Source organism: Enterobacter sp. 18A13 (assembly GCF_007035975.1).
GTDB lineage: Bacteria > Pseudomonadota > Gammaproteobacteria > Enterobacterales > Enterobacteriaceae > Enterobacter > Enterobacter vonholyi.
Genome location: NZ_AP019634.1, coordinates 2,102,850 through 2,126,796 on the forward strand (window position 1 = coordinate 2,102,850; position 23,947 = coordinate 2,126,796).

The window sequence follows — 23,947 nt, forward strand, 5'->3', positions numbered from 1 at the left end:
CGCGGATTTCGCCCGCGCGACTGTGTTAAACCAATTTATAGACCATAGAATAAACCACGGTCATGCGCTTCACTTTTTAGACCTTCTCGATCTGCACCAGATTGGTGTGCTGCGGGTTGCCTTTTGCCAGCGGCGACGGGCGGTGCGTGGTCAGCGTGTTGATGCATGAGCCGTGGTCGATACGATCGCCGTTCATGTTGGCGTCGTGCCAGGCACCCTGGCCCATGGCGCTCACGCCGGGCATGATGCGCGGCGTGACTTTCGCTTCAATTCTCACCTCACCGCGATCGTTAAAGACGCGCACCGTATCCCCGTTCTTAATACCGCGTTTTTCAGCATCAACAGGATTAAGCCAGACCTCCTGGCGGCAGGCCGCTTTAAGCACGTCGACGTTACCGTAGCTTGAGTGGGTACGGGCTTTGAAGTGGAAGCCAAACAGCTGCAGCGGGAACCGCGCGCGCTCGGGCGCATCCCAGCCGTCAAAGGTCGAGGCATAGACGGGCAGAGGGCTGATGGTCTCATCTTTTTCAAGCTCCCAGGTGGCCGCAATCTCCGCCAGCTTGCTGGAGTAAATCTCAATCTTGCCCGAAGGCGTTTTCAGCGGATTGGCATCCGGGTTTTCGCGGAACTTTTTATAGGCCACAAAATGTCCGTTCGGATCTTTACGCTTGTAAATGCCCATTTTTTTCAGCTCGTCATAGGACGGCAGCTGAGGGTCTTTTTCGAGCATTTTGGCATACAGATACTGCAGCCACTGCTCCTGCGTGCGTCCTTCGGTAAATTTCTGATGGATATCCGGCCCGAGGCGTTTCGCCACTTCGCTCATGATCCAGTAGATGGGCTTGCGCTCAAACTTCGGCGCAGTCACGGGCTGGAGGAAAATCAGGTAGCCCATATTGCCCGCATAATCGTTAGGAATGATGTCTTCCTGCTCGACGGTCATCAGGTCCGGCAAGATGATATCGGCGTATTTCGCTGACGACGTCATGAAGTTATCGATGACCACAATCATTTCGCACTTGCTTTCATCCTGCAGGATATCGTGGGTTTTATTGATATCGGAGTGCTGGTTGATGATGGTATTGCCCGCGTAGTTCCAGATGAACTTAATCGGCACGTCCAGCTTATCCTTTCCGCGTACGCCGTCGCGCAGGGCGGTCATTTCCGGCCCGCGGGCGATGGCATCCGTCCAGCTGAAGCAGGAGATTTGCGTTTTGACCGGGTTATCCGGCAGCGGCATACGCTCAATGGTGATGGTGTAGGTCGACTCTCGCGCGCCGCTGTTCCCGCCGTTGATCCCCACGTTTCCGGTGAGGATCGGCAGCATCGCGATGGCGCGCGAGGTCAGCTCGCCGTTCGCCTGACGCTGGGGTCCCCAGCCCTGACAGATATAGGCCGGCTTCGCGGAGCCAATTTCCCGGGCAAGCTTAACGATGCGTTCTGCGGGAATGCCGGTGATGCGTGAGGCCCACTCCGGCGTTTTCGCCGTGTGGTCATCGCCCTGGCCGAGAATATATGCTTTGTAGTGACCGTTAGCGGGCGCGCCTTCCGGCAGCGTTTTTTGGTCGTAGCCAACGCAGTATTTGTCCAGGAACGGCTGGTCGACCAGGTTTTCGTCGATTAATACCCAGGCAATACCCGCCACCAGCGCGGCATCGGTTCCAGGACGGATCGGGATCCATTCATCTTCGCGTCCGGCTGCCGTGTCGGTGTAGCGCGGGTCGATAACAATCATGCGCGCGTTGGACCGCTCGCGGGCCTGCTCAAGATAGTATGTAATCCCGCCGCCGCTCATGCGCGTTTCCGCCGGGTTATTGCCGAACATCACCACCAGTTTAGTGTTTTCGATATCCGAGGTGCTGTTGCCGTCGTTGCTGCCATAGGTGTAGGGCATCGCGCAGGCAATTTGCGCCGTGCTGTAGGTGCCGTAGTGGCTCAGGAAACCGCCGTAGCAGTTCATCAGGCGCGCCACCAGCGAAGCGTAAGGGGAAGAGCGGGTGATATTGCCGCCGACAATTCCGGAAGAGTAGTTGATATACACCGCTTCGTTGCCATATTTAGCCACCACGTCTTTCAGGCTGGCGGTGATAGTGTCGAGCGCTTCATCCCACGTGATGCGTTCAAACCTGCCTTCGCCGCGTTTGCCCACGCGCTTCATCGGGTAGTTCAGACGGTCAGGGTGATTGATGCGGCGGCGGATTGAACGTCCGCGCAGGCAGGCGCGCACCTGGTGATCGCCATACACATCCTCGCCGGTGTTGTCCGTTTCGACCCAGTACACTTCGTTGTCACGCACGTGCAGACGCAGCGCACAGCGGCTGCCGCAGTTGACAGAGCAGGCGCCCCACACGACGGTATCTTCAGGGGGCTGGACGGCGCCCTTCACCGCGGCGGCAGCGCTTTTAAGACCAAATGGAAGCGAGATCCCACCAGCGGCAAGCGCCAGAGAACCTATCGCCGTATATTTCACGAGAGTTCGACGGCTAATTCCGCCGTGATTTTCAGCATCGGACATGGCTCACCCCATCATTATAATTGCGTATTATTTTTCCCGAAATGATATCCGGGCTAATGATGGGGTGAGTGTCACTAATTTGGGGAGACTAAATATTAATCCTTATCAAATCAAAGTGGATTGAAGCTCAATTACTGAGGTTCAGCTGCCGCACCGCTGCCAGTGCGGGTGTACAAAATCTTAAACGTGTCGTTAGCGCAGTGGCCCACCACCTGCGTGCCTGGCTGGTCGGCCTGGTCGTTCGGCACGATGTTCAGCGTAAAACCTGACTCAGGCACGCCGTTGTTGACGATCTTCTGCTGAATGTCGCTTTTCACGCGCTCGCAGGAATCCGGTGCCGCCAGCGCGGCCGTCGAGGCACTCATTAACAGCAGGGCGGTAATCCAGGGTAACCGTTTCATCTATAGCTCCTTTTCTCTGTGTGTTGAATTAGTGTAGCAGGGGAGACTTAAGTCTATGTTTTTATCTGTAATTTTCTGATTAATCTTAATGCTGTTACGCGTAGCTGGCTCCCCCGCGCGGCGAGCCGCTATCATTTAATCGAACGGGAATGCTCTGGTGAGACATTCTCAAATATTTCATCAAAAAAACGATGAAACGCATTAAAGCACTCAGCAATCATCTGGCTGGCTTTATTTCTTTCCTCTTCCGTTAAATTCAGGGTATCTACAATCTCATCCTCGCTCCCCATTGAATGTCCAGTCTCATGACTCAAATGTAAATGACCGCAGTATTCCAGCTGTTTATCCGTGCCCTTTGTTATGGATGCCAGCGTATCAAATGTCGCATTGCCGGTTGCCTCCATGACTTCAATTACGATTAAACGCATTTTGGCGCTTTGATTGTGAAGTGTCTGAATTAAATGGTAAGTCAGCTTTCGGCTGTTAATCAGGTTATCAGACCACAGAAAGCTCAGGTGTTCTGTGAGGCTAGCGGCGGAATTTTGCCCGCTGGTCTGCAGATCGTTTAGAAACCAGGGCCAGTGTTCGGCATCCTCCCTGGCATGGGTATTCACTGCCCGTTCCAGCGCATTGGCGGGCGTCGCAAACGGCAAAATATATTTATTAATATCGGCAAAGCTCATGACAAAATGTGAAATATAGGGTAAAAACCTCAGTCGCTCATCAAGCGATAATGCATCGTCATTGAGATAATTAAATAACGGATGATTCAGGAAGTTCGTTTTGTAATATTCAATCTCTTTTGAAATGCCCGTCATAATATATCCTTTAGCGTTGACCGCTCCCCATAAAATATAGCCTGGTTTCCCGTCTGCGTGGGCGAGACCGGTTTTCTCCGCGTTCAGATGATTCGTTTTCACTATCGCGTAAGCCGCTGTATTTGCTAATATGATTGGGAATAATCTCCCTTTACGGAAATGAATGTGAAGATATACGCAGCGATAACGCTACTGGCAGCAACACTGGTGGGGTGCGACAACAGCTCCGCGCCGCTGTCGTTTACGCCCGAGATGGCGAGTTTTTCAAACGAGTTTGATTTTGACCCGCTGCGCGGCCCGGTCAAAGACTTTACCCAGACGCTGTTCAACGAGAAGGGCGAAGTGTCCAAACGGGTCACCGGCACCGTCTCGTCGGAAGGGTGTTTCGATACGCTGGAGCTGCACGACCTGGAGGCCAACACCGGCGTGGCGCTGGTGCTGGATGCCAATTACTATCTTGACGCTGAAACCCAGCAGCGCAAAGTGAAGCTGCAGGGGAAATGCCAGCTGGCCGAACTGCCGTCAGCCGGGATAACGTGGGATACCGACGACAACGGTTTTGTGGTGGCGGCGCACGGCAAAGAGATGGAAGTGAAGTATCGCTACGACGCGGATGGCTACCCGCTGGGCAAAACCACCGTTTCCGGGGATCAGCACCTGTCCGTTCAGTCGACGCCGTCTAAAGATCTTCGCAAAAGAATGGATTACTCGGCCGTGAGCATGTTGAACGACAAGCCGCTGGGTAACGTGAAGCAGAGCTGCGACTACGACCGCCACAATAACCCGGTGAGCTGCGATCTGACGATCACGGACGACAGCGTCAAACCCGCCGTTGAGCGCAAGTACACCATCAAAAATACGATTGAATACTACTGAGAATAAAACCGCGCAGGTTACTGCGCGGTCGGTTTCAGCAGGCTGGCGCCAGACGGTTTATGTCCGGCCAGGTGCTGATGCTGGAAAATGCACATGCGAATGGTATTGCGGTATTCACCGTTAATAAAGAACTCGTGAATCAGCTCGCCTTCCACCATAAAGCCCAGCTTGCGGTAGATATGGATCGCTTTCTCGTTCTCTTTATCCACAATCAGGTAAAGCTTGTAGAGATTCAGAACGTTGAATCCGTAATCCATTGCCAGCTTAGCCGCCCGTGACGCAAGGCCTTTTCCCTGATGCTCAGGGGAGATGATTATCTGGAACTCCGCCCGGCGGTGAACGTGGTTGATCTCAACCAGCTCCACCAGCCCGGCTTTTTCACCTTCACACTCCACCACAAAACGACGTTCACTCTGATCGTGAATGTGTTTATCGTAGAGATCGGACAGCTCGACAAACGCCTCGTAAGGCTCTTCGAACCAGTAGCGCATTACGCTGGCATTGTTGTCGAGCTGGTGCACAAAGCGCAGGTCTTCACGCTCCAGCGGACGGAGTTTGACGTCGCAGGACACCGACATTACGGGGCTACCGTGCGGCCAGTGCGGCGATCCAGGCAGCGCAGGGTGTTTGGCTCCCAGTATGCATTGACGTTTGCACTTTGCTGACACTTATCGCGTGCGTCAAAAGCAACATCTTCTTTGTCCCACTCTTTTTCGGCACGTTTGTTGACCTTCTGGCGAAGGCTACGGGTGTCATTCCATTGTTCTTTGTCCATAGCGGCGTTCTGGCGGCTTTGCGCGCTGTCACCAGACTCAATAATGAGCTTGCTGGTTTCCGCTGTCGCAGAGGCGGCAAAGGCGAACGATGACAGCGCCAGCAGGGCTGTCAGACAAAGGCGTTTGCTTAATGTGGTCATAGCGTTTCCTTTTAAATGGGTGCAGGTAATCAGGTTACCCCGTACAGATTCTACACTAATGCGAAATGACGGCATACCCGCGGGGCAAGTATGGAAAAGTAAAGAGCATCATCAGGTATGATGGTTAAATAAATCCTCACCTGACGTGAAATATGCTTAAAACGACACTGCTTTTTTTTGCCACCGCGCTATGCGAAATCATCGGCTGCTTCCTGCCCTGGCTCTGGCTGAAGAAGGGGGGAAGCGCACTGCTGCTGATCCCTGCGGGCGTCGCGCTTGCCCTGTTTGTCTGGCTGTTAACGCTGCATCCGGCGGCCAGTGGTCGCGTTTACGCGGCTTACGGTGGTGTTTATGTGTGTACAGCGCTGCTGTGGTTGCGCGTCGTGGACGGCGTCAAACTCAGCGCATACGACTGGGCCGGGGCGCTGATTGCCCTGTGCGGTATGCTGATTATTGTGGTGGGATGGGGGCGCGCCTGAGCCCCCGGTTTTTGTGATCGTTAGCTGATTTTATGATCTTTATACTTGTATGGTAGTAGTGTAGTTGCGTAAGTTTCCAGCATCACAACGAGCGATGTAAGGAAAGGAATTATGAAGATTGTCGCGGCTGACGTGTTTGTTACCTGCCCGGGGCGGAACTTTGTCACCCTTAAAATCACCACCGATGAGGGGATTGTCGGTCTCGGTGACGCTACGCTAAACGGGCGCGAGCTCTCCGTTGCCTCATACCTGAAGGATCACCTTTGCCCGCAGCTGATTGGCCGCGATGCGCACCGCATCGAAGACATCTGGCAGTTTTTCTATAAAGGCGCCTACTGGCGTCGCGGCCCGGTTACCATGTCGGCCATCTCCGCCGTAGATATGGCGCTGTGGGATATCAAAGCCAAAGCGGCCAACATGCCGCTCTACCAGCTGCTGGGCGGCGCCTCCCGGGAAGGAGTGATGGTCTATTGCCATACCACCGGCCATACCATTGACGACGTGCTGGAAGATTACGCCCGCCATAAAGAGATGGGCTTCAAGGCGATCCGCGTGCAGTGCGGCGTGCCGGGCATGAAAACCACCTACGGCATGGCCAAAGGGAAGGGGCTGGCCTACGAGCCTGCGACCAAAGGCGACTGGCCGGAAGAACAGCTCTGGTCCACCGAAAAATACCTCGATTTCACGCCGAAGCTGTTCGACGCGGTGCGCAGTAAATTCGGGTTCAATGAGCATCTCCTGCACGACATGCACCACCGCCTGACGCCCATCGAAGCGGCGCGCTTCGGCAAGAGCATCGAAGCATTCCGCATGTTCTGGATGGAGGATCCAACGCCTGCGGAAAACCAGGCCTGCTTCCGTCTGATCCGCCAGCACACCGTCACCCCCATTGCGGTAGGCGAAGTGTTTAACAGCATCTGGGACTGCAAGCAGCTTATCGAAGAGCAGCTTATCGACTATATCCGCACCACCATTACCCACGCGGGCGGCATTACCGGGATGCGTCGCATCGCTGATTTTGCCTCGCTCTATCAGGTGCGTACCGGTTCACACGGTCCGTCGGATCTGTCGCCCGTTTGTCATGCCGCCGCGCTGCATTTCGACCTGTGGGTGCCGAACTTTGGCGTGCAGGAATACATGGGCTACTCCGAACAGATGCTGGAAGTCTTCCCGCACAGCTGGCGCTTTGATAACGGCTATATGCATCCGGGGGATAAGCCGGGGCTGGGCATCGAGTTTGATGAAAAGCTGGCGGCGAAATACCCGTACGATCCGGCCTATCTGCCGGTGGCCCGTCTCGAAGACGGCACGCTGTGGAACTGGTAAGCGAGGAGAGAACGATGAAAAGCGTAGTGATTCAGCAGCCGAACGAACTGGTGATTGAAGAGCGGCCACGCCCGGAGCCAGGCGCAGGCGAAGTGCGCGTGAAAATCACGCTGGCGGGTATCTGCGGGTCGGACAGCCACATCTATCGCGGCCATAATCCTTTTGCGAAATACCCACGCACGATCGGCCACGAGTTCTTTGGCGTGATTGACGCCACAGGCGAGGGCGTTGACGCTGCCCGCCTGGGCCAGCGCGTCTCGGTTGACCCGGTGATCAGCTGCGGGCACTGCTACCCGTGCTCGGTGGGAAAACCGAACGTCTGCACCTCGCTGGTGGTGCTGGGCGTTCACCGTGACGGCGGCTTCAGCGAATATGCGGCAGTACCTGCACAAAATGCCTGGCCCATTCCGGATGACATTCCTGATAAACACGCCGTTATGGTGGAGCCCTTCACCATCGCCGCCAACGTGACGGGGCAGGCCAGTCCCACCGGGCAGGACGTCGCGCTGATTTACGGCGCAGGCCCGATGGGGCTGGTCACCGTGCAGGCGCTGAAAGGCGTCTATCAGGTGAAGCAGGTTATCGTGGTTGACCGCATAGACGAGCGCCTGGCGATGGCCCGGCGCAGCGGCGCGGATTGGGTCTTTAATAACGGTGAGCAGTCGCTGCAGGCCGCGCTGGACGAAAAGGGCATCAAACCGACGTTAATCATTGATGCCGCCTGCCATCCAGCTATTTTGCAGGAAGCGATAACCCTGGCCTCTCCGGCGGCGCGCATCGTGCTGATGGGCTTTTCCAGCGAGCCGAGCCAGATTGTTCAGCAGGGCATCACCGGCAAAGAGCTGGCGATATTCTCCTCCCGCCTCAATGCCAATAAATTCCCGGTCGTCATCGACTGGCTGAAGAAAGGGCTGATCGACCCGGAAAAACTGATCACCCATACCTTTGACTATCACCATGTAACAGAAGCCATCGAACTGTTTGAAAAAGACCAGCGGCAGTGCTGCAAGGTCTTACTCACGTTCGGCCAATAATCAAATACGCGGTTAAGAGCCTGCGGAGACAGGCTCTGGTGGTACGCATCTTACCTTTCAGAGATAGCCATTATGACGCAAGCACAACCTCAAAGAACCACTTCCGATCTGGTGAAAGCCGCCGTTTCCGGCTGGCTGGGCACCGCTCTGGAGTTTATGGACTTTCAGCTTTACTCGCTGGGGGCCGCCCTGGTCTTCCATGAGATCTTCTTCCCCGAACAGTCCGCCGCGATGGCGCTGATCCTGGCGATGGGGACCTACGGCGCAGGCTATATTGCGCGCATCGTCGGCGCCTTTATCTTCGGCAGAATGGGCGACAGCATTGGCCGTAAGAAGGTGCTGTTCATCACCATCACCATGATGGGGATCTGCACCACGCTGATTGGCGTCCTGCCGACCTACGCGCAGATCGGGATTTTTGCCCCCGTGCTGCTGGTGACGCTGCGCATTATTCAGGGCCTGGGCGCCGGGGCTGAGATCTCCGGGGCGGGGACCATGCTGGCGGAGTACGCGCCGAAAGGGAAACGCGGCATCATCTCCTCGCTGGTGGCGATGGGCACGAACTGCGGAACGCTCAGCGCCACGGCGATCTGGGCGGTGATGTTCTTTGTCCTCGATCGTGAAGAGCTGATTGCCTGGGGCTGGCGCGTGCCGTTCCTCGCCAGCGTCGTGGTGATGATCTTCGCCATCTGGCTGCGTATGAATCTCAAGGAGAGCCCGGTCTTTGAGAAAGTAAACGATGCACAAAGCGTGCAGCCGGATACCTCGCTGGGTTCGATGGTGAAAAGCAAATCCTTCTGGCTGGCGACCGGCCTGCGGTTTGGTCAGGCGGGTAATTCGGGTCTGATCCAGACTTTCCTTGCCGGGTATCTGGTCCAGACGCTGCTGTTCGATAAGGCCATCCCGACCGATGCGCTGATGATCAGCTCCATTCTCGGGTTTATCTCCATCCCGCTGCTGGGCTGGCTTTCCGATAAAGTGGGGCGCCGTCTGCCGTATATTATCCTCAACATCTCCGCCATTCTGCTCGCCTACCCGATGCTGTCGATCATCGTCGATAAGAGCTATGCGCCGGGGACGATCATGCTCTCTATCATCGTTATCCATAACTTCGCCGTTCTGGGGCTCTTCGCGCTGGAAAATATCACCATGGCGGAGATGTTTGGCTCGGGAAATCGCTTTACGCGTATGGCCATCTCCAAAGAGGCGGGCGGTCTGGTGGCGGTGGGCTTTGGTCCGGTGCTGGCAGGGATCTTCTGCAATATGACCGGCTCCTGGTGGCCCATTGTTGCCATGCTGGTGGCCTATTCCGCGATTGGACTGGTCTCGGCGATCCTGATGCCGGAAGTGCGCGACCGTGATTTGAGCGCGGCGCATGACGCAGCCGAGTCTGCGCCAGAAGAGAGTGTGGGTTACGGTGCTGTCTCTTCGCGACGCTAGTGGTTTACAGCCTGCGCGACCTGTCACACAACTTTGTTTTTATGTCACACCAGATGAGCAAAAGTTAATATATATCAAAAAATCAAACGGCAGTTTCAGTATGGTTGATGGCAGTTCTCTTTTTACTCCAACTGCCATTCTAGTTGGTATAGTCAGCAGGCGCTGCCGCTTCAAAAAGAGCGGCAGCGATCCACAGCTTTCTAATTAACGAGTCTTAATCATGGAAAACACATTATTAGAGGCCAACGCGACGCTGCCTCAGTACGATCGCGACAGCCTTCAATCACGCATTGTACATTTAGGCTTCGGCGCATTTCACCGGGCGCACCAGGCGGTATACGCCGACATCCTCGCCGCTGAGCACGGCAGCGACTGGGGCTACTGTGAGGTTAACCTGATTGGCGGCGAGCAGCAGATTGCCGATCTGAAGGCCCAGGATAATCTCTATACCGTGGCGGAGATGTCTGCCGATGCGTGGACTTCCCGCGTAGTTGGCGTAGTCAAAAAGGCGCTGCATGCGCAGGTTGACGGGCTGGAGACGGTGCTGGCGGCGATGTGCGAACCGCAGGTGGCGATTGTCTCGCTGACCATCACTGAGAAGGGGTACTGTCACTCACCGGCGACCGGGCAACTGATGCTCGATCATCCGTTTATCGTCGCAGACCTGCAAAACCCGCACCAGCCAAAATCCGCGCCGGGTGTCGTCGTGGAAGCGCTCGCGCGCCGTAAGGCGGCGGGTCTGCCGGCGTTTAGCGTGATGTCCTGCGACAACATGCCGGAGAACGGTCACGTGATGCGCAATGTCACCTGCGCGTACGCCCGAGCGGTAAACGGTGAGCTGGCGGACTGGATCGAATCCCACGTCACCTTCCCGTCAACTATGGTGGATCGCATCGTGCCCGCGGTCACTCCCGATACGCTGGATAAAATCGAACGGCTGACCGGCGTGCGCGATCCGGCGGCGGTGGCCTGTGAACCGTTCCGCCAGTGGGTGATCGAAGATAACTTTGTGGCGGGTCGGCCTGCGTGGGAAAAAGCCGGAGCCGAGCTGGTCTCGGACGTGATCCCGTTTGAAGAGATGAAGCTGCGCATGCTCAACGGCAGCCACTCGTTCCTGGCGTACCTGGGCTATCTGGCGGGCTATCAGCATATCAACGACTGCATGGAAGATAAGAACTACCGCCTCGCCGCGCACGCGCTGATGCTCAACGAGCAGGCGCCCACGCTGAAGGTCAAAGGCGTCGATTTAGGACGCTATGCCGATCTCCTGATTGCCCGCTACAGCAACCCGGCCCTGCGCCATCGGACCTGGCAAATTGCGATGGACGGCAGCCAGAAGCTTCCGCAGCGCATGCTGGATTCCGTGCGCTGGTACCTGGTGCATCAGAAGCCTTTCCCGCTGCTGGCACTGGGCGTGGCAGGGTGGATGCGGTATGTCGGCGGCGTGGACGAGCAGGGTAATGCGATTGACGTGAGCGATCCGCAGCTGGCAGTGATTCAGGCGGCGGTTAAAGGCAGTGCGGAAGGGGAAAGCCGGGTCAAGGCGCTGCTCGGCATCGAGGCCATCTTCGGCAAGGAGTTACCGCGTGAAGCCGTCTTTGTTGACGCGGTGATGAAGGCCTACCTGACGCTGCTGCAAAAGGGAGCGAAAGCGACCGTGGAGCAGTATGTGTCTCATCGGTAATTCAGCACATGCCGCCGTGCGCGGCGGCATGTCTGCGCACCGCTTAGTGCATACCCAGGCGAATCAGCTCAATCGGTTCGAACTTACCTTCGCATCCTTCCACTTCAACCGTTTTGCTGCGGCGCACCTGCGCGGCATCCAGCCCGTCGCTGTGGATCGCTTTAATCACGCCAGTTTTGCCCGTGCCGCTAATCATGACGCGGCTGCCGGTGGTGATTGCATTGCGGTTACGGTCGTATGTCATCATGGTATTTTCTCCTCTCTAACCTCTTCGTTACGGCGTTATTTCAGGGGTGCCGTTCACGGAGCATATAAATACGCCTGTCTGCATCACATGTTTTTGTTTTTGATCAAACTCACACTTTTTTCTTTATTGTGCCGGGCGCTGACGGTTCACTACAGCAATTTACAAAGCAGACCGTTATTTTCATTAAATGATAGTTTCAGCAGGGAAGCGTTGAGGGTTGGTTTATATTCCTGATGCCATTCTGGGTACAGGAAATAACCCTTTCATCGGAATAAGGAGTCAGGCTTATGTATAAGAAGATTTTGATGCCTGTTGATGTGTTTGAAATGGATTTGAGCGACAAAGCGGTTCGCCACGCGGCAAACCTTGCGAAGGCGGAGGGCGCCTCGATTACCCTGGTCAATATTCTGCCGGCCAGCAGCCGATCCCTGCTGCGTGGATTTAACGCCGATATTAAAAAGTTCGAAGAGTATATGACCGAGGAATCCGGTAAGAAGATGAACGCGTTAAAAAGACTTTTCGATATTTCGCCGGAGAAAATTGACAGCCTGGTTCGCTTTGGCAACGTCCGCGATGAAATCATCAGGCTGAGCAAAGAAGGGGAATATGACGCGATCGTCATCGGGTCGAAAAATCCGGGCATCAGCACCCATCTGCTGGGGTCAAATGCGGAATCTATCCTGCGCTACGCCACTATTCCGGTGTTAGTCGTTCGCTAAACCCATCGCCGCGTCCGAAAGGGGCGGCGAATATTACTCTTCGCTAAACCACTCGCTATTTTCCTGACGAATCAGCTGCACGGATTCGCTAATTTCCTGCAGATGCAGCGTCATCGCTTTTTCCACGCCGTCCGGGTCGCGTTTTTCCAGCGCGCTGAAAATATCATGATGCTGTCGAAGCAGCATTTCCGGCGGGGAGACGTGATCGAGGCTCATATAACGCACGCGGTCGATGGTGGCCTTGATGTTTTCGATGGTGTCCCAGGCAAGCTGGCAATCCGCAATCTGCGCCAGTTTCTGGTGGAATTCATCATCAAGCTGGAAGAAATCATTCAGCTGCTTACGGTCAATCGCAATTCGCTGCTGATGCAGGTTTTGCTCCAGCAGGTAACACTGCTTGTCGTTGATGAGCGTTGCGGCACGGCGCGCCACCGCGCATTCAATGGCCTGGCGAACAAAACAGCCGTTGCGCACCTGAGAGAGTGAAATTTTGTTCACGTAGCTGCCGCGCTGCGGGCGGATCTGAATCAGACCGTTTTCAGCAAGCTTAATAAACGCTTCACGCACCGGCTGACGGGAAACGTCAAAACGCACGGACACCTCTTTTTCAGAAAGCGGCGTTCCCGGTGGGATCAGGCAATGGACAATATCACGTCGCAAAATGCGATAGATTTGCTGGTTTACGGGCTGGGTGGGGTTGAGTTGCGATTCAGCGGCCATGAGTTGTCATTTCTCAGAGAGTTAGCCTGAGCATACTACCATTCTTTTATAACCCGAAACAGACCCGGCCCGCAGGCCGGGAAGGGCAGATTTAGCCGCGATGGACGCTCAGCCCGGCAAAACTCTGGCTGACCGGCATCATTTCTACTGTATTGATGTTGACGTGTTTTGGCAGCGTCGCCACCCACCAGACCGTTTCGGTGACATCTTCCGGCGTCAGCGCGTTAGCGTTTTCGTAGGTTTTGTCTGCTTTCGCGTCATCGCCCTTGAAGCGCACGTTGGAAAACTCGGTGCCGCCCACGAGGCCCGGCTCGATGTCGGTGACGCGAATGGCGGTGCCGTGCAGATCGGTCCGCAGGTTAAGGCTGAACTGGCGCACAAACGCTTTCGTCGCGCCGTAGACGTTGCCGCCCGCATAAGGCCAGCTTCCGGCGGTGGAGCCGATATTGATAATGTGGCCGCGATTGCGCTCAACCATGCCCGGCAGCACCGCGCGGGTCATATAGACCAGCCCTTTATTGTTGGTGTCGATCATGTTTTCCCAGTCTTCCACGCTGGCTTTGTGGGCGGGCTCCATGCCCAGCGCCAGACCGGCATTGTTGACCAGCACGTCGATGGCGCGCCATTCTGCTGGCAGATTCGCAATCATCTCTTCGATCGCCGCGCGGTTACGCACGTCCAGCTGCGCGGTCAGAATGCTGTCGCCTAGTTCGTCCTTCAGCTCCTGCAGACGTTCCTGACGGCGGCCGGTCGCGATAACCTTGTGCCCGTTGGCGACGAAGCGACGCGTGATGCTTTCACCAAAACCTGCCGTTGCCCCGGTAACTAAAATAATCATCTCACTGTTCCTCAACGCTTTTTGTGTTGTACTAACATAGCACGGCCGCAGAGGGTGCGTTAAGGCAACATTTGTATGACGGCGTTGCAGGGGATGGCGGCCTGGCCTACTCTGGGAGGATACCCGTACTCAGGAGCGAAAGATGACGGCCACCAATCCCTTTTTTGACATCAGCCTGCTGCCTTACCAGGCCCCCCATTTTGATAAGATCGACGACAGCCACTATCGTCCGGCCTTCGATGAAGCCCTTCGCCAGAAGCGGGCGGACATTGACGCGATTGTCTCTCAGTCCGCTGCGCCTGACTTCACGAACACCGTGCTGGCGCTGGAGAAAAGCGGCGCTTTGCTCGCGCGCGTCAGCAGCGTGTTCTTCGCCATGACTTCCGCGCACACCAATCCGTATTTACAGGAGCTGGAAGAACAGTTCTCCACCGAGCTTGCCGCGCTGGCAAACGATATCTGGCTGAATAACGTGCTGTTCGCCCGCGTGGAAAGCGTCTGGCAGGACCGTGCCGCGCTGGACGCCGAATCCCGTCGTCTGGTCGAGGAGACGTATCAGCGGTTTATTCTGGCCGGTGCGCGTCTGAATGAGACGGAAAAGGCCGAGCTTAAGGCACTGAATACCGAGGCTGCCTCCCTGACCAGCCAGTTTAACCAGCGCCTGCTGGCTGCCGATAAGACGGGTGGGCTGGTGGTGGATTACGCACACCAGCTTGACGGGCTCAGCGCCGGTGAAATCGCGGACGCCGCGCAGGCTGCCGCGGAGCGAGGGCTAAACGATCGCTGGCTGATCCCGCTTCTGAACACCACCCAGCAGCCCGCGCTTTCCGCGCTGCGCAATCGTCAGACCCGCGAAAACCTTTTCAACGCAGGCTGGACGCGCACCCAGAAAGGGGATGAAAACGACACTCGCGAGCTGATCCTTCGTCTGACGGCGCTACGTGCGCGGCAGGCCCGCCTGCTGGGCTTTGAGGATTACGCCAGCTGGAGTATCGCCGATCAGATGGCGAAATCCCCGGCCGCCGCGCTGGAATTTATGCGCGGCATTGTGCCTGCCGCGCGCGCCCGCGCGGAACGCGAGCAGGCCGACATTCAGAAAGTCATTGACGACGAACAGGGCGGTTTCACCGTCCAGGCCTGGGACTGGGCGTTTTATGCCGAGCGCGTGCGCCAGGCAAAATATGCCCTTGATGAGTCGCAGATCAGGCCCTACTTTGCGCTCAATACCGTGCTGCAGGATGGCGTATTCTGGGCCGCCAGCCAGCTGTTTGGCATTCGCTTCGTCGAGCGCTTTGATATCCCGGTGTATCATCCGGACGTCCGCGTATGGGAAATTTTCGACCACACCGGTGAGGGCATGGCGCTGTTTTACGGTGACTTCTTTGCCCGTGATTCCAAACAGGGCGGGGCATGGATGGGGAATTTCGTCGAACAATCCTTCGAGTTTGCTTCTCGTCCGGTTATCTACAATGTCTGTAACTACCAAAAACCGACGAATGGCGGGATCGCGCTTCTCTCGTGGGATGACGTGATCACCCTGTTCCACGAGTTTGGCCATACGCTGCACGGTCTTTTTGCCAGCCAGCGTTTCGCCACGCTTTCCGGCACCAATACGCCGCGTGATTTTGTTGAGTTCCCGTCGCAAATCAACGAGCACTGGGCCAGCCATCCACAGGTGTTTACCCATTATGCGCGCCATTACGAAACCGGGGAGCCGATGCCGGACGCTCTGCGGGAAAGCATGCTCAACGCGACCCATTTCAACAAGGGGTATGACATGACGGAGCTGCTGGCTGCCGCGCTGCTGGACATGAACTGGCACGGCATCGGCGAGGCCGTTTCGGACGTTGAAGGCTTTGAAGCGGCAGCGTTGAAAAAAGAAGGGCTGGATCTGCCCGCCGTACCGCCGCGCTACCGCAGCAGCTATTTTGCCCATATTTTCGGCGGCGGGTACGCGGCGGGGTATTACGCCTACCTGTGGACGCAGATGCTGGCGGATGATGGCTATCAATGGTTTGTCGAGCAGGGCGGCTTAACTCGTGAAAACGGGCAAAAATTCCGCGAGGCGATTTTGTCTCGTGGTAACAGCACGGATCTGGCTGAACTTTATCGCAGCTGGCGCGGGCGCGATCCGAAGATTGAACCGATGCTGGAGAATCGCGGGTTGAGCGAATAGCGACAGTTTCGTCAGAAAAAAGAGCCGGGCTTTACGCCCGGTTTTTTAATTTCATCTTGCTGGTAAATGCTTTAGCAAAAAAGTTTTAACAGGCATTCTTTATAAATAAAAAATGTGAGATTAAAACTCGCTTCTACCGGTATATATAATTTTCCAAGTGTAGTCTGTAAGTGAGTGAATAATTAATACTTTGATCTGGATTGTAAAAATAAAAAATCTTTTAACTGCGAATTTTTAGCTATAAATTTTTATTATTTTGTGCCGATAAATGAAAATGGCATAAGAATCGACGCAGTAGCAGTCAAGAAGGCGAAAGATGACCCTACCTCTGAACAATCCGGGCTTCACGGATACCGAGCCTTCTAAAGGCCTGATAAATAAAACTTTTAGCTATATAGTAACGTTGTTGATAAGTATTTTTATTGCAGCAATAATTTCCCTGCTCATAATAAAAGATAATGTTAATGAAATCAGCGACAAGCACGATGAATTTTTGTTAAGGAAGGCCCTGGATACCCGCCAGGAAAACATGCGAAGTCATTTGAAAGACAATGCCGAGTGGGGAGATGCCTACAAACATCTTCATCTGACCACTGACGTTCACTGGGCATGGGATAAGCAGAATCTGGGTAAGTCCCTGTATGACAACTTTGGCTACGAAGGGGTGTTTGTTCTCTCTCCGGAAGGGAGCACGCGATACAGCGTGGTTGACGGGAAACTGAAGCTTCAGGATCTGGAGCGCTGGTTAGACAAATCAACCAAAGACCGTTTACTGCGTGAGATAAGCATAAAAAATGGATTGCCGGTTTCTGTGCTAACGCTTATCAATTCGGTCCCGGCCATTGTTTCTGCTGAATGGATAACGACCGGCGATGATACGAGCGTGCAACCCTTACCGGGAAAATCTTCGACAATGGTGTTTATAGATAAGTTAACGGCTAAAAAACTCCTCACGATTGGGCAGGATGCCGGCATTCTGAATGTTCGTACCTCACCGGCTACAGTGACTTCTCAAATAAATAATCAGACGGAATTTACCTTAAGCACCCAGAATGGTGATGTGCAAATTATCTGGGACGGTGAAAATCCCGGCCAGGCGTTGATAATTTATTTTTTGCCATTACTCATTCTTTCAGTCGTTCTGACGGTATCAATGACGCTAATATTAATGCGTCATATTATGCACAAGGCGAGAATGCTTGATGAAAATAGCTTTCTCCTTGAGCAGGCGCGATTAAATCTAATTACGAGTGAAAAACGATTCCGGGACGTCAGTGAAACAACCAGCGACTGGTTCTGGGAAACAGATTTATCGTTAAAGATAACATGGCTGTCAGGTCGTTTTACTACAATAACGGGATATGAAAATAGCAAATGGATAGGCCGCAGCCTGGATGAACTCTTTCCGTCGACTAGCGGGTTATCACATGCCTGTGCCAGCCAGCGGGACTTAACTGAGCGCTTTGAATTTAAAAACTGTCCTTATACTCACGCGCATCAAACCACGTCATATTGCACGCTCCTGGCAAAATTTTCTGCTCAGCCTGATGGAACGGTGGTTTTGCGAGGCGCGGCAACCGATGTCTCTCAGGAAGTTGAAGCAACAAAACGTGTGGAGTTTCTGTCACGTCATGATGAATTAACCGGTCTGCCGAACCGCTATCATATTAAGGAATTTCTGGCAGGCCAGCTGGCTAAAGAAGACCTTAACCATTATCCCTTTGCCATGATTTGTCTCGATTTAGACAAGTTTAAACCCGTCAATGATATTTTTGGGCACTCTACTGGGGATGCTCTGCTCGGTGAGGTCGCTTCACGTCTTAAATATTGCGTTCGACGAGGTGATTTTGTCGCACGGCAGGGAGGTGATGAATTTATGATTCTCCTCGGCAACACCAGCCAGCAAGACCAGATTGAAGAGGTGTGTCGCCGTATTGTGCAAGAACTGAACCGACCTTTTTCCATTGAAGGGAATGAGGTAGCGATAGGTGTAAGCATGGGCATTGCACAGGCTCCCCGGGATAGCATCAGCGCAAACGATCTTCTACGCTATGCAGATATTGCGCTGTATCAGGCAAAGCAATCCGGCAGAAACCGATGGGTCTATTATCGCCCGGATATGTCGGAAAAGCTGACCGAACGCAGGAAACTGGAAGTAGAGCTGAAGACCGCGATTCGCGAAGAACAACTCTACCTGGTTTACCAGCCCCGTTATAACCTCCGGTATTCTAAAATAGAGGCCGTCGAAGCGCTGGTACGCTGGCAGCACCCGACTCGGGGGACCATAATGCCCGACCAGTTTATTCCGCTGGCAGAAGAAACCGGGCTTATTATTAGCCTGAGCAACTGGGTCATACGCAAAGCGTGTGCGGAAACGAAAGAAAAATTGCCGGGATTATCGGTATCCGTAAATATTTCTGCTATCGAATTCCAGGCAAGCGATCTTGCTGAAAGGATTAAAGAGCTACTTCGCGAAACAGGGCTTGAATCCAACCGCCTGGAAATAGAAGTGACGGAAAACGTAACGCTTTCCGATCCTGAAAAAACGCTGCAGACCATGAAGTCTCTCAAAAAAATGGGCGTGCGCATTCTGATTGACGATTTCGGAACCGGCTACGCCTCTCTGAGCTATCTGCGGAAGTTTCAATTTGATGGGCTTAAGCTCGACAAGAGCTTTATTTTTACCCTGGGTGACTCGCCGCAGAACCAGTCAGTCGTGGAGAAAATTATCGACCTGGGGAAAGCCTATTCCATGGCGGTAACCGCAGAGGGGGTGGAGACCGTCGAACAGCTCTCTTTTCTTAAAGAAAATAAATGTGATGAGGTTCAGGGCTACCTGCTTGGAAAACCGGTCGCCATTACGGACTTAAATTTAAACGCAAGCAGAGTAAATCTCTAAATCGCGTTTTCACTCAGGGAAGCGTAACTGAAAAACCGGGCTTCTCGCCCGGTTGAGTATTTACATTGCGTGACAGCTAACGGACGCAATAATTTTATTCCCGCCCATATTGCCCATAATCAGTTCGAGTAATTTTCGGTATTCCTCACGGGTAATCACCTCAGCCCGAATTTCGGTTTTTCCCTCAGCCTGCGCCGTGGCGGAATAAATCGCTTTCAGACTTAACGTCAACTCTTTCGCCATATTTACGACGCTTTGCCGCACCGCATCTTCATGCTCGTCAGCACAGGTGATTTTCAGAACATAGCTTTTTTCGCCTTCATGGAGCACGGGCAGCTGATTAATCCGCTGCGCGGCTTCGCGAAGCAATATGTTGGCGCAGAGAATAATTAAGCTGGCCATAGCGGCATTCCAGAACTGGCCTAAACCACATAGCACGCCAATTCCGGCCGAGCACCACAGCGTGGCGGCGGTGTTCAGACCACGAATATTCATTCCTTCACGCATAATGACGCCTGCGCCAAGAAAGCCTATTCCGGAGACGATTTGTGCTGCGATGCGCCCCGGACTATCAGGAGAGGTGGATACCGAGCTTAAGATGAACACTGCCGCGCCCGTGGCAACCAGTGCATTGGTACGAAGTCCGGCCATACGCTGGCGCCACTGTCTTTCCGCGCCAATAATTGCGCCCAGCAGCATCGCTGCGAGCAGATGAGAGATATAAGGGAGCATCAGCCTGTCGCCTGTAAACGTTAATAAATAATAAGCGTCAGTGCTTTGCTAAGCACATCATAACGCCGTTTAAATGCTAAACGTGTCAGGACGACGGTGGCGGAAAGAGTGAATGTGTAAACATGAACATGCGATGCCCCACAAATTGAGTGGTTTTACTATTTCGGGATACAATCGCTTAAAGAGGATTGCTGCCCACCCTTTCAGGTAAGCAGCGAGAAAATTGCGCTAGCTTACCTTCGTATCGACGATAAAATGACTTTCCAACGAAGGTCTCCTGTGAAAATTTATTGCCAGTATAGTCAGGCGAAATAATGAGTAAAGCGAAAAAACAGCCTCCGTTATGAATTGTTTAAGTTCGAAAGGCATATTTTTAAGACGTCATCTGATTTTCAAAAATACCCGGTATACTACATTTCCTTTTTTTCAGGCGATAACAGACAAAGGCAGGAAGTATGTCTCTTCGTTCGCTGCGGGCATTATGCCTGACAAGTTTTTTCATCGCGGATGTCCGCGATGGCCTCGGTCCTTTTCTCGGTATTTTTCTGACCGAACGCCACTGGACCCCTGATGATATCGGCATCCTGATGACGGCCGGTGGTCTGGCGGGATTACTGGCCACGCTGCCGGCGGGATTCATCACCGACACCTCACGCAGCAAGCGGAGCGTGCTGGCGCTGGTGTGCCTGCTCATCACCCTTAGCACGCTCCTGCTCTGGTTTAGCCAGCAGAGCGGCGTTGTCGCCGTGTCGCAAATCGTCACCGGTATCTGTGCGGCGTTTGTCGGGCCGCTGATCGCCGGGATTACGCTGGGTCTGACCGGCCAGAGCGGGTTCAGCGCGCAGATGGGTAGAAACGAAGCGTTCAATCACGGCGGCAACTTTGTTACCGCACTGATTGCAGGCGGCATTGCCTGGTACTGGGGAGTCGGCGGGATTTTTCTGCTGATGACCTGTACCACGCTGTTAACGCTCTGCGCGCTGCTTGCCATTCGCAACCGGGATATTGATAACGACGCGGCGAGAGGACTGTCCTCTTCGGAGAGCCTGCCGGTTCCCGGCTTTGCCGTGCTGATGAAAAACCGGGCGTTGTTTGTGACAGGCCTGACGCTGCTGCTGTTTCATCTGGCGAACGCCGCGCTGCTGCCGATGCTGAGCATGAGGGTGGCCGCGGCACCCGCATCGATCAACCCCGGTTTGTACGCGGCGGGCACCGTTATCATCTCTCAGGCCGTGATGATCCCCGTCGCCATCTGGGTCGCCCACCGAATAGACCGCTACGGCTACTGGCGCTTGATTATGCTGGCGCTGCTGGTGATGCCGGTGCGCGCCGCGCTGGCGGCGTCTACGGACGCGCCGCTCATGATGATCCCGGTACAAATTCTCGACGGGCTGGCCGCAGGGATCCTGGGCGTCGTGGTACCGTCGTTTATCGTTGTGCTGCTGCGCGGTAGCGGGCACGTCAATGCCGGGCAGAGTGTGGTGATGCTGATGCAGGGGATAGGGGCATCCATGAGCCCGGCGTTAACCGGCACGATTGCCGGTCATTACTCATTTGCCACGGCATTCAGTGTCCTGAGCGCGATTGCGCTGGTGGCCGTCCTGCTCTGGTGGCGCGTTGCGCACCGGAGCTGGGAAACGGACAGTACGCCGGGTGGGCCATAGCCGCCACCCGGCGTCACGCTTATGCCAGTTCGTTAGGGCACGCTTCGCCTTTTTCCAGCTGCTGCAGGTTCCCCAGCGTGGTTTCTGAAATGCTGATCAGCGCTTCGGCAGTCAGAAACGCCTGGTGGCCGGTAAACAGCACGTTATGGCAGGCAGAGAGGCGACGGAATACGTCGTCCTGGATCACATCATTCGACTTGTCTTCAAAGAACAGATCGCGTTCGTTCTCATACACGTCCATCCCCAGCGCGCCAATTTTCTGGGTCTTCAGCGCTTCGATAGCGGCCTGCGAATCAACCAGCCCGCCGCGGCTGGTGTTGATGATCATCACGCCATCCTTCATCTGGTCAAATGCCGCCTGGTTAAGCAGGTGGTAGTTCTCCGGCGTCAGCGGGCAGTGCAGGGAGATCACGTCGGACTGCGAGAACAGCGTCGGCAGGTCGACATATTCCACGCCCAGATCCAGCGCTGCGGCGCTCGGGTACGGATCGAACGCCAGCAGACGCATGCCAAAGCCTTTCAGAATGCGCAGGGCAGCCACGCCAATTTTACCGGTGCCGATCACGCCGGCGGTTTTGCCGTACATGGTAAAGCCGGTCAGTCCTTCCAGCGAGAAGTTAGCGTCACGGGTACGCTGATAAGCGCGGTGAATACGACGGTTAAGCGACATCATCATGCCAATCGCATGTTCAGCCACCGCTTCCGGGGAGTACGCCGGAACGCGCACCACCTTCAGACCCAGCTCTTTCGCCGCGTCGAGATCCACGTTGTTAAAGCCCGCACAGCGCAGGGCGATGTACTTCACCCCTTGTCTTTTCAACTCTTCCAGCACCGGGCGACTGCCGTCATCGTTTACGAAAATGCAGACGCCTTCACAGCCGTGCGCCGTTTTGGCGGTTTTTTCGGACAGCAGAAAGTCGAAAAATTCAAGCTCAAACCCGTAAGCCTCGTTAACATGTTGCAGATACTTTTTGTCGTACTGCTTTGTGCTATATACCGCGAGTTTCATAAGACTTTCTCCAGTGATTTTGCATTCACGTTAGCATGATTAAAATTATCTTACAATTTCTAAAATATTATTGAATTCAATAAGTTCTATCAATTATTCTAGAGCATATGTCCACCCTAACTCCATGATATTCATATCCAACGCTTTCTTAAGGGGGTTACACCAGAGACATGTCTGTTAGTTTTAACATTGGGGAGACTCAGTGGTTTACCAATGCCTGAAAACGTGACCAGCGTAATCATTGATATTGCGTAGCTCTTTGAATGTATTAACATCAAAGGTAGTATTATCGTTATTGTTTAAAAATGACAGGGAGACCGAATGTACAACCATAATCGGGAAAAAAGTCATTTCGAGGAGAAAGTTTCTGAGATTGAAAATCTTGCGCAGCGAATTGCCACAAAGCATTTGCTTTATGGTTCCTCTGGCATGTTTTTTGAAACTCAACAACTTGTTGCTCGTTTGAGAAGGGAGATCGAATCGCATTGCTTGACCTGGTCAGGCGGGATTCAAGTTCTTGATGAACAGATACACCATCTTAAGGAACAAGATGACTTACTTACCTTCAATAAGGCAAAATTATTCATCGTTGTTGAAAAAAATCGGACAACAACGACGACTTTAGCGCTTAAACAGATCGGTTTCGTTGCCGGTGGGGCGCAAGTGTATGGCGGCGCTAGTTTATGCGTCGGTTCGCTGGGTCTTGCCTGTGCTGCGTATGGTGCACCTATGATCACTCATGGGCTAAACAACATGTATGAAAATGGATACTATCTTCTCTATCGTGAAGATCGGTCTGGCACGCTAAGAGATGCTTATCGTTACGCAGCAGCGATGCTCGGCTATGGGGATAATGAAGCTGATATTGTATATGGTGTAGTTGATATCTCTTTATCAGCCTATGGCGCGGGCAGGAGAGTACTGGCTCCCAGAGAAAAATCCTGGAGTCTGTTCCGCAACATCGAATCTGATTATATCAGAGGATGGCAAGAGGCTTCTAAAACAGCGATGGCTCTGGATTTAACCAGTGGAAGCGTCACAGGTTGGCAGATGTACCAGATAGCTAAAGAGAATTAATTATGTCAGAACAGTTCGAGTTGTCATTAACCCCACCGATTCTACCTGCCGTGTGCTATTTTATTGTATCTATTGTTATTTTTTGCCTGTTGTACCTCGGAAAACTCAAGGTTAACAGGCTTCGTAAATATCCTCTGTTCATAGCCTATACGCTGTTTGTGATAGCCATTGCAGCCATCCAAATTAACGTTTTTGCCAACGGCTATGAGTTTGTTCGCGGTTTTTTACATATCGATTTTGATCCCTGGCGGTACGATTCGGTGTACTGGGGGTCATTGATATTCGCTATGCTTTACCTGCTGGCAATGCCCAGGAACAGGTATTAGTTTCGCAGTGTTTTCCCTTTTTTACGCCTGAAATGATGCGTAACCCACTGA

General features: G+C 53.8%; 22 protein-coding genes. 12 read left to right on the forward strand and 10 right to left on the reverse strand.

From position 1 onward, the window contains the following. Nucleotides 1-76: 76 nt before the first annotated feature. The 3 genes from ynfE to FOY93_RS10370 all read right to left on the reverse strand — a co-directional run bounded on the left by ynfE (nt 77) and on the right by FOY93_RS10370 (nt 3,836). Nucleotides 77-2,515 (reverse strand): selenate/tellurate reductase subunit YnfE, encoded by a 2,439-nt coding sequence (gene ynfE, locus FOY93_RS10360; RefSeq protein WP_143345042.1) that lies wholly within the window; start codon nt 2,513-2,515, stop codon nt 77-79. Nucleotides 2,516-2,646: 131 nt separating this feature from the next. Continuing rightward, a complete protein-coding gene (locus FOY93_RS10365; RefSeq protein WP_021241220.1) occupies nt 2,647-2,916 on the reverse strand; it encodes a DUF1161 domain-containing protein in 270 nt (89 codons plus the stop codon). A gap of 131 nt (nt 2,917-3,047) precedes the next feature. Then, the gene (locus tag FOY93_RS10370) at nt 3,048-3,836 is read right to left on the reverse strand and encodes a hypothetical protein (protein WP_143345043.1); all 789 of its coding nucleotides are present in this window, start codon (nt 3,834-3,836) and stop codon (nt 3,048-3,050) included. A 63-nt stretch (nt 3,837-3,899) separates the two neighbouring features. Here FOY93_RS10370 and FOY93_RS10375 point away from each other — a divergent pair, with 63 nt between their 5' ends. Beyond that, nucleotides 3,900-4,610 (forward strand): YnfC family lipoprotein, encoded by a 711-nt coding sequence (locus FOY93_RS10375; RefSeq protein WP_111965770.1) that lies wholly within the window; start codon nt 3,900-3,902, stop codon nt 4,608-4,610. 17 nt (nt 4,611-4,627) lie between these two features. On the opposite strand, the gene speG is transcribed toward FOY93_RS10375, so the two are convergent. After that, nucleotides 4,628-5,188: a spermidine N1-acetyltransferase gene (gene speG / locus FOY93_RS10380; RefSeq protein WP_048030664.1), complete on the reverse strand. Its 561-nt coding sequence runs from the start codon at nt 5,186-5,188 to the stop codon at nt 4,628-4,630. Next, complete coding sequence (locus FOY93_RS10385; RefSeq protein WP_008502414.1) at nt 5,188-5,526, reverse strand: DUF1283 family protein; 339 nt, start codon at nt 5,524-5,526, stop codon at nt 5,188-5,190. Before FOY93_RS10385 ends, speG begins: the two co-directional genes overlap by 1 nt. Before the next feature lie 152 nt (nt 5,527-5,678). On the opposite strand from FOY93_RS10385, the gene FOY93_RS10390 reads away from it, so the two are divergent. The 5 genes from FOY93_RS10390 (at nt 5,679) to FOY93_RS10410 (ending at nt 11,489) form a co-directional block, all read left to right on the forward strand. After that, the gene (locus FOY93_RS10390) at nt 5,679-6,005 is read left to right on the forward strand and encodes a YnfA family protein (protein ID WP_111965753.1); all 327 of its coding nucleotides are present in this window, start codon (nt 5,679-5,681) and stop codon (nt 6,003-6,005) included. 111 nt (nt 6,006-6,116) lie between these two features. Further along, nucleotides 6,117-7,331, forward strand: a complete 1,215-nt coding sequence (gene manD / locus FOY93_RS10395) for a D-mannonate dehydratase ManD (protein WP_023292552.1) — start codon at nt 6,117-6,119, stop codon at nt 7,329-7,331. 14 nt (nt 7,332-7,345) lie between these two features. Next, on the forward strand, nt 7,346-8,365 hold the full coding sequence (locus tag FOY93_RS10400; protein WP_143345044.1) for a Zn-dependent oxidoreductase: 1,020 nt from the start codon (nt 7,346-7,348) through the stop codon (nt 8,363-8,365). 72 nt (nt 8,366-8,437) lie between these two features. After that, the gene (locus FOY93_RS10405) at nt 8,438-9,805 is read left to right on the forward strand and encodes an MFS transporter (RefSeq protein WP_133294313.1); all 1,368 of its coding nucleotides are present in this window, start codon (nt 8,438-8,440) and stop codon (nt 9,803-9,805) included. Nucleotides 9,806-10,025: 220 nt separating this feature from the next. Continuing rightward, nucleotides 10,026-11,489, forward strand: coding sequence for a mannitol dehydrogenase family protein (locus FOY93_RS10410; RefSeq protein ID WP_136194785.1), 1,464 nt, complete (start codon nt 10,026-10,028; stop codon nt 11,487-11,489). Between the two features lie 43 nt (nt 11,490-11,532). On the opposite strand, the gene ydfZ is transcribed toward FOY93_RS10410, so the two are convergent. After that, on the reverse strand, nt 11,533-11,736 hold the full coding sequence (gene ydfZ / locus FOY93_RS10415) for a putative selenium delivery protein YdfZ (RefSeq protein WP_014883679.1): 204 nt from the start codon (nt 11,734-11,736) through the stop codon (nt 11,533-11,535). 287 nt (nt 11,737-12,023) lie between these two features. On the opposite strand from ydfZ, the gene FOY93_RS10420 reads away from it, so the two are divergent. Next, nucleotides 12,024-12,455 (forward strand): universal stress protein, encoded by a 432-nt coding sequence (locus FOY93_RS10420; protein WP_111965759.1) that lies wholly within the window; start codon nt 12,024-12,026, stop codon nt 12,453-12,455. A gap of 33 nt (nt 12,456-12,488) precedes the next feature. Here FOY93_RS10420 and FOY93_RS10425 read toward each other — a convergent pair whose 3' ends face one another. Both FOY93_RS10425 and ydfG read right to left on the reverse strand, forming a co-directional pair. Further along, nucleotides 12,489-13,175, reverse strand: a complete 687-nt coding sequence (locus FOY93_RS10425; protein WP_008502405.1) for a GntR family transcriptional regulator — start codon at nt 13,173-13,175, stop codon at nt 12,489-12,491. Nucleotides 13,176-13,266: 91 nt separating this feature from the next. Next, nucleotides 13,267-14,013, reverse strand: a complete 747-nt coding sequence (gene ydfG, locus FOY93_RS10430; protein ID WP_023292548.1) for a bifunctional NADP-dependent 3-hydroxy acid dehydrogenase/3-hydroxypropionate dehydrogenase YdfG — start codon at nt 14,011-14,013, stop codon at nt 13,267-13,269. 142 nt (nt 14,014-14,155) lie between these two features. On the opposite strand from ydfG, the gene dcp reads away from it, so the two are divergent. Together dcp and FOY93_RS10440 are read left to right on the forward strand one after the other, a co-directional pair. Then, nucleotides 14,156-16,189 (forward strand): peptidyl-dipeptidase Dcp, encoded by a 2,034-nt coding sequence (dcp, locus tag FOY93_RS10435; protein ID WP_143345045.1) that lies wholly within the window; start codon nt 14,156-14,158, stop codon nt 16,187-16,189. Nucleotides 16,190-16,505: 316 nt separating this feature from the next. Further along, entirely contained in the window at nt 16,506-19,088 is a 2,583-nt protein-coding gene (locus tag FOY93_RS10440; protein ID WP_133294316.1) for a bifunctional diguanylate cyclase/phosphodiesterase, read from the forward strand. A 60-nt stretch (nt 19,089-19,148) separates the two neighbouring features. On the opposite strand, the gene FOY93_RS10445 is transcribed toward FOY93_RS10440, so the two are convergent. Continuing rightward, nucleotides 19,149-19,820: an MgtC family protein gene (locus FOY93_RS10445; RefSeq protein ID WP_133294317.1), complete on the reverse strand. Its 672-nt coding sequence runs from the start codon at nt 19,818-19,820 to the stop codon at nt 19,149-19,151. Nucleotides 19,821-20,275: 455 nt separating this feature from the next. On the opposite strand from FOY93_RS10445, the gene FOY93_RS10450 reads away from it, so the two are divergent. After that, nucleotides 20,276-21,484 carry an MFS transporter gene (locus tag FOY93_RS10450; protein WP_143345046.1) on the forward strand — a complete coding sequence of 403 codons (1,209 nt, stop codon included), beginning with the start codon at nt 20,276-20,278 and terminating at the stop codon, nt 21,482-21,484. Nucleotides 21,485-21,503: 19 nt separating this feature from the next. Here the strand turns inward: FOY93_RS10450 and FOY93_RS10455 are convergent, their stop codons facing one another. After that, nucleotides 21,504-22,493: a 2-hydroxyacid dehydrogenase gene (locus tag FOY93_RS10455; protein WP_127730659.1), complete on the reverse strand. Its 990-nt coding sequence runs from the start codon at nt 22,491-22,493 to the stop codon at nt 21,504-21,506. A 321-nt stretch (nt 22,494-22,814) separates the two neighbouring features. Here FOY93_RS10455 and FOY93_RS10460 point away from each other — a divergent pair, with 321 nt between their 5' ends. Next, the gene (locus FOY93_RS10460; RefSeq protein WP_115874945.1) at nt 22,815-23,570 is read left to right on the forward strand and encodes a DUF4225 domain-containing protein; all 756 of its coding nucleotides are present in this window, start codon (nt 22,815-22,817) and stop codon (nt 23,568-23,570) included. Between the two features lie 2 nt (nt 23,571-23,572). Beyond that, the gene (locus tag FOY93_RS10465) at nt 23,573-23,896 is read left to right on the forward strand and encodes a hypothetical protein (RefSeq protein ID WP_115874946.1); all 324 of its coding nucleotides are present in this window, start codon (nt 23,573-23,575) and stop codon (nt 23,894-23,896) included. Nucleotides 23,897-23,947: the final 51 nt, after the last annotated feature.